General features: G+C 68.0%; 4 protein-coding genes. 1 reads left to right on the forward strand and 3 read right to left on the reverse strand.

From position 1 onward, the window contains the following. Positions 1-196 precede the first annotated feature (196 nt). Entirely contained in the window at positions 197-685 is a 489-nt protein-coding gene (bfr, locus tag QRO95_RS13890; protein WP_285302818.1) for a bacterioferritin, read from the reverse strand. A gap of 123 nt (positions 686-808) precedes the next feature. Here bfr and QRO95_RS13895 point away from each other — a divergent pair, with 123 nt between their 5' ends. Beyond that, the gene (locus QRO95_RS13895; protein WP_285302819.1) at positions 809-3,136 is read left to right on the forward strand and encodes a penicillin acylase family protein; all 2,328 of its coding nucleotides are present in this window, start codon (positions 809-811) and stop codon (positions 3,134-3,136) included. 39 nt (positions 3,137-3,175) lie between these two features. Here QRO95_RS13895 and QRO95_RS13900 read toward each other — a convergent pair whose 3' ends face one another. Beyond that, entirely contained in the window at positions 3,176-4,564 is a 1,389-nt protein-coding gene (locus QRO95_RS13900) for a cation:proton antiporter (RefSeq protein WP_049399512.1), read from the reverse strand. A gap of 100 nt (positions 4,565-4,664) precedes the next feature. Beyond that, positions 4,665-6,356: an asparagine synthase B gene (gene asnB / locus QRO95_RS13905; RefSeq protein ID WP_049399515.1), complete on the reverse strand. Its 1,692-nt coding sequence runs from the start codon at positions 6,354-6,356 to the stop codon at positions 4,665-4,667. Positions 6,357-6,387: the final 31 nt, after the last annotated feature.

The raw sequence follows: 6,387 nt of genomic DNA on the forward strand, positions 1-6,387 counted from the left end.
TTTCGTTGTCGGCTGGCGGGCGGTGGAGCAGCTGGCTGGCGAAGGCTGGCTGGCGGTGCTCCGATGCTGGCGGGCGACAGAACGCTGTGCTTCTTCTGGTAGAGCCGACCGCTGGTCGGCTGTCTTTTGAAGAGCAGCCGACCAGCGGTCGGCTCTACCGGGTGGTCACCGGGCATGGCCCGGCGGCGCCTGCGGCTCAGTGCGCCGGAGCGCCGTTGCCGTCGATCTTGCTCAGCTGGTACAGCTCCAGGCCGATGCGCTTGATCAGGCCCAGCTGCTGCTCCAGCCACCAGGCGTGGTCTTCCTCGGTGTCCTTCAGCTGCGCCAGCAGCATGTCGCGGCTCACGTAGTCACCCTTCTCTTCGCACAGCTTCATGCCGGCGGCGAGATTGTTCCGAACCGCGTATTCAGTATCCAGATCCTTCTGCAGCATCTCTTCCACGGTCTTGCCCGGCTCGGTGGCATGCGGGCGCATGTCCGGGTCGCCGCCGAGGAACAGGATGCGGCGCAGCAGCGCGTCGGCGTGCTGGGTTTCCTCTTCCATCTCGTGGTCCAAGCGTTCGTACAGCGCGAACAGGCCCTGGTCCTCGTAGCGGCGGGAATGGATGAAGTACTGGTCGCGGGCAGCAAGCTCGCCGCGCAGCAGTTCCTTCAGGCAGGCGATGACGTCCGGGTTGCCTTTCATGGGGGGCTCCTGTGAATCGATGTGGCATAGGGTGCCGCATTTCAAAATACGGTGATCTAATCGGAATCAGTCGCAGTTGCGCCTGCGGCTACAATCGGCCCACGAGTTCGGAAAGGACGTGCGATGCGACGTACATGGCGTTGGGTGCTGGGTGTGTTGGTCGCCATCGTGCTGGTCACCGCACTGGCCCTGTGGCTCCTGCTGCGCGGCAGCCTGGCCGACCTGGACGGCGAGCATGCGCTGCCGGGCCTGGCCAAGCCGGTCACCATCGAGCGCGATGCGCTGGGGGTGGTCACCATCACTGCCGGCAGCCAGGCCGACGCGATGCGCGCACTCGGCCATGTGCATGCGCAGGAACGCTATTTCGAGATGGACCTGATGCGCCGCAGTGCCGCCGGCGAGCTGTCGGCATTGTTCGGGCCGAAGGCCATTGAAGCTGACAAGCGCATGCGCGTGCACCGCCTGCGCGCCCGCACCGAGGCGCATCTGGATACCGCGCTGGGCGACAACGGCGCGGTCGTGCGCGCCTATGTGGATGGCGTCAACGAAGGCCTTACCGATCTCTCCGTGCGGCCATGGGCCTACCTGCTGCTGCGGCAGTCACCGCAACCGTGGCAGGCCAGCGACAGCGTGCTGGCCGGGCTGGCCATGTACGCCGACCTGCAGGACCCGAACAACCAGACCGAGCTTGCCCTCAGCCGCATCCGTGCGGTGGTGCCGCCGGCGCTGTACGCGCTGATTGCCCACGACGGCACCGAGTGGGATGCACCGCTGTTTGGCGAAGCCACCGGCAATGCGATTCTGCCCGATGCCAGCCAGCTCGATCTGCGCACATTGAAGGGAAAGCCGGGCACCGAGCAGGAGGAGGCGGACGTCATCGGCAGCAACAACTTCGCGGTGGCCGGCGCACTCACCGCGGACGGCCGCGCCATCGTCGCCGACGACATGCACCTGGGCCTGCGTGCGCCGGGGCTGTGGTTCCGGGTGCGCCTGCGCTATCCGGACCCGCAGGCCGCCGGCGGCCAGGTCGACGTCACTGGCTTCTCGCTCCCTGGCCTGCCGGCGGTGATCGTCGGCAGCAACGGCCACGTCGCCTGGGGCTTCACCAACAGCTACATCGACACGGCGGACTACCGCACGGAACCGGCCAACGCCACGGTGACCGTGCACGAAGAACGCATTGCGGTGGCCGGCCAGGCCGACGTGCTGTTCCCGGTACGCGAAACCGCCTGGGGGCCGATCCTGCACACCCATGCCGATGGCAGTGGCGATGCCCTGCGCTGGGTCGCACACCTGCCCGGCGCCGTACGCCTGGATTTCGCTGATCTGGCCCGCGCCGGTGACCTGGACGGTGCACTGCACTTCGCCGACCGCGCCGGCATTCCCGCGCAGAACCTGGTGGTCGGCGACCGCAGCGGCCGCATTGCCTGGCGGCTGATCGGCGCCCGCCCTGACCGCGGCCCCGGCTGTGCGCCGGCCGGCTTCACGGCCGCCAGCAACCAGGACTGCGCACCGTGGCCGATCCGCAGCGATGCCTCGCCTGCATTGATCGATCCCCCCAACCATCGCCTGTGGACCGCCAACGGACGCGTCCTCGACGGCGAGGCACTGGCCAGCGTCGGCAACGGTGGCTATGACCTCGGCGCGCGTGCGCAGCAGATCCGCGACCTGCTCGCCATCCAGGACCGCTTCGACGAACACGACCTGCTGGCGATCCAGCTCGATGATCGCGCCGTGTTTCTGCAGCGCTGGTGGGCGTTGCTGCATGACGTCATCGAACCCAGTGACGACCCTGCACTGAAGCGCTTGAAGGCGGTCAGCCATCAATGGGGCGGCCGGGCCTCGGCCGGCTCGGTCAGCTACCGGGTGGTGCGCGCGTTCCGCACGCAGGTGATGGATACCCTGTCCGAAGCACTGCTGGCACCGGCCAACGCGCAGCTGGGCGATGACTATCTGGACCCGCGCCTGGCACAACTGGAAGGCGTGGCCTGGCCGATGCTGCAGCAGCGCCCCGCCAACCTGCTGCCACCGGCCTACGACAGCTGGGACGCGCTGCTGCTTGATGCCGCACGCCGCACCGAGAGCGAGCTGGCCAAGCAGGGCCCACTGGCCCAGCGCACCTGGGGAGAGCGCAACACCGCGGCGCTCTGCCATCCCATCGCGCGTGCATTGCCGGACATCGCCAAGCGCTGGCTGTGCATGCCCGCCGACCCGCTGCCCGGCGACCGTGACATGCCGCGCGTGCAGACGCCGAACTTCGGCGCCTCCGAACGCATGGTGGTTTCGCCCGGCCACGAGGCCGACGGCATCGTACACATGCCCGGCGGCCAGAGCGGGCACCCGCTGTCGCCGTACTGGGGCGCCGGCCACGAGGACTGGGTGCATGGGCGGCCGACACCGTTCCTGCCCGGCAAGGCGCAGCACACGATGACGCTGGTACCGGCGCGGTAGCGGTCGTGCCGGCCGCTGGCCGGCACGACCGTCCAGCGCTCAGCCCCGGCGCCGCTCGATCAGGTTCAGCAGCGGCCCGGTCATCGCCGTGGTCACCAACGCCATGATCACCAGCACCGCGAACAGCCGATCGCCGAGCAGGCCCAGCTCGTAGCCCAGGTTGAGCACGATCAGCTCCATCAGACCACGGGTGTTCATCAGCGCCCCCAACCGCCACGCTTCGCGCGTGGGCATGCCCGCACTGCGCGCGGCACTGAAGGTACCCAGCAGCTTGCCCGTCGTGGCCACCGCGATCACCACCACGCACAACACGACATCGCTGGCCTGCAGCGCATCGGCGCGCATGCGCAGGCCGGTCATGGCGAAGAACAGTGGCAGCAGCAGGGTCACCGCGAACGGTTCGACGCGGGCCATCAACAGGTCGCGCAGCTGCGCGTTGGACGATACCGCGACGCCCGCAGCGAATGCACCGAACAACGCGTGGATGCCCAGCATCTCGGTGACCAGCGCACTCGCCAGTGACAGCAGCAGGATACCCAGCAACCAACGTCCCTCACGGCCCGGCGCGATCTGCTGGCGGGCAAACCACGGCTTCACCAGCCCCAGCATCAGCGCCACGAACACGACCACGCACAGCAGGTTGAGGCTGGCCGGCAACCAGCCGCTGGCCTGGGCGGCGGCGACGATCAAGGCCAGCAGGCACCAGGCGGTGGCATCGCCCAATGCCGCGCAGGCGATCGCGGTCTGGCCCAATGGCGTCTGTGTGATCCCACGATCGGCAAGGATGCGCAGCAACACGGGGAACGCGGTGATGCTCATGGAGATGCCGACGAACAATGCGAATGCAGTAAAGCCCACACCCTGCGGACCGTGCTGCGGATACAGCCAGATCGCCAGCGCCACGCCGAGCACGAACGGCACTGCAATACCGGCATGGCTGACCGTGAAGGCGAAGCGCCGGCGGCCACGCAGCGCCGCCAGGTCCAGCTCGGCACCGGCTACCAGCAGGAACATCAGCACGCCCAGCTGGCTGAGCATGCCCAGCGGACCCAGCGAGCTGGCCGGGAACAACGCACCATGCAGCTGCGGCAGCAGGCTGCCGAGCACCAGCGGCCCCATCATCAGGCCAGCGGCCATCTCACCGATCACCGCCGGTTGTCCAAAGCGCTTGAGCAGCGCACCCGCGCCCTTGGCCACCAGCAGCAGCACCAGCAGCTGCAGCAGGAACAGGCCCAGTGGGGACGCCAGATGCTGAGCCCAGCCGCCTTCATCGGCGGCGGTGGCGCGGGCAACCGCCTCGGGCGCCGCCGGCCCGGCATACCGCGCCAGCAGTACGCCAGCCAGCAACGGCACCCCGGCCCAGGCCAGATAACGCCATCCCCATTTCGTGGGCGGCACGTCGCCACCTGCCTGTACGTCCATGAACATTCCCCAATGCGCAGGGGGCGATCATACAAAAAGGGGACGGAGGGGATTAAGTCGTTAGTGGCACAAACGACTTAATCCCCTCCGTCCCCTTTTTGAGGGCTTAGGCCAGTGCCTGTTCGTGCACCCCGGCGATCGCGCGGCCCGACGGATCTGCCGCCGCGGCAAAGCTGGCGTCCCAGGCAATGGCGGCCGGCGACGAACAGGCGATCGACTTGCCACCCGGCACGGTCTCGGCCGCCGCACGGCTGGGGAAGAACTGCTCGAACAGGTGGCGGTAGTAGTACGCCTCCTTGGTCTGCGGCGGGTTGTGCGGGAAGCGCTTGTCGGCCGCCGCCAACACACGGTCGCTCACCTGTGCTTCGGCATGCGCCTTCAGCCCATCGATCCAGCCGTAGCCAACGCCATCGCTGAACTGTTCCTTCTGCCGCCACAGGATGCTGTCCGGCAGGTAGCCGTCGAACGCCTCGCGCAGCACCGCCTTTTCGATGCGACGCCCGCCAAAGCCGGCGCCGACCATCTTGTGCGCGGCATCGAAGCGCATCGCCACATCAAGGAACTCACGATCGAGGAACGGCACGCGCGGCTCCACGCCCCAGGCCATCATCGACTTGTTGGCGCGCAGGCAGTCGTAGTTGTGCAGCGCGTCCAGCTTGCGCACCAGCTCGTCGTGGAATTCACGTGCGTCCGGCGCCTTGTGGAAGTACAGGTAGCCACCAAAGATCTCATCGCTGCCCTCGCCGGACAGCACCATTTTCACGCCCATCGCCTTGATCCGCCGTGCCAGCAGGAACATCGGCGTCGAGGCGCGGATGGTGGTGACGTCGTAGGTTTCGATGTGGCGGATCACTTCCGGCAGTGCGTCGAGGCCTTCCTCGAAGGTGTATTCGAAGCCGTGATGCACGGTACCAAGTGCCTCGGCAGCGATCGCCGCGGCCGCCAGATCGGGCGAGCCCTTCAAGCCGATCGCGAACGAATGCAGGCGCGGCCACCAGGCTTCGGTCTGCCCGCCATCCTCGATGCGGCGACGCGCATAGCGCGCGGCCACCGCCGCCACCAGCGACGAGTCCAGGCCACCGGACAGCAGCACCCCATACGGCACGTCGCTCATCAGCTGGCGCTCCACCGCATGCTCGAAGGCCTGGCGCAGTTCGGCCAGGTCGGCCTGGCGGCCCTGCACGTCGGCGTAGTCGCGCCACGGCTGCTGGTAATAGCGCACCAGCTCACCGCTGGCACTGTCGAAGTAGTGACCCGGCGGGAACTGTGCGACGTCGGCACAGGTGTCGACCAGCGCCTTCATTTCCGAGGCCACCCGCAGGCGCCCCTGGGCATCGTGGCCCCAGTACAGCGGCACCACGCCCACCGGGTCACGCGCCACCAGCACGCGCCCGCTGTCTCGGTCCCACAGCGCGAAGGCGAAGATGCCGTTGAGCTGTTCCAGCCACTGCGCCGGCGAACTGCCCTGGCGATACAGCGCGTTGATCACCTCGCAGTCCGAGCCGGTCTGGAAGTCGTAGGCGGTGGTCAGCGCCGCCTTCAATGCCTGGTGGTTGTAGATCTCGCCGTTCACCGCGAGCGCCAGCTGGCCATCGGCCGACAGCAGCGGCTGCGAACCACCGGCCGGGTCGACGATGGCCAGCCGCTCATGGACCAGCAGCGCACCTTCGTCGAGGTACACGCCGCTCCAGTCCGGGCCACGGTGGCGCTGGCGCTGCGACAGTTCCAGCGCATGGCGACGCAGGGCGGGAAGATCGTCACCGGCCTGCAGGCCGAAGATTCCGAAGATCGAACACATGGGAGAGCTCCTGTTGGGGGATTTCACGGGT

This window comes from Stenotrophomonas maltophilia group sp. Smal13 (genome assembly GCF_030236855.1).
In the GTDB taxonomy this organism is placed as follows: Bacteria; Pseudomonadota; Gammaproteobacteria; order Xanthomonadales; family Xanthomonadaceae; genus Stenotrophomonas; species Stenotrophomonas maltophilia_A.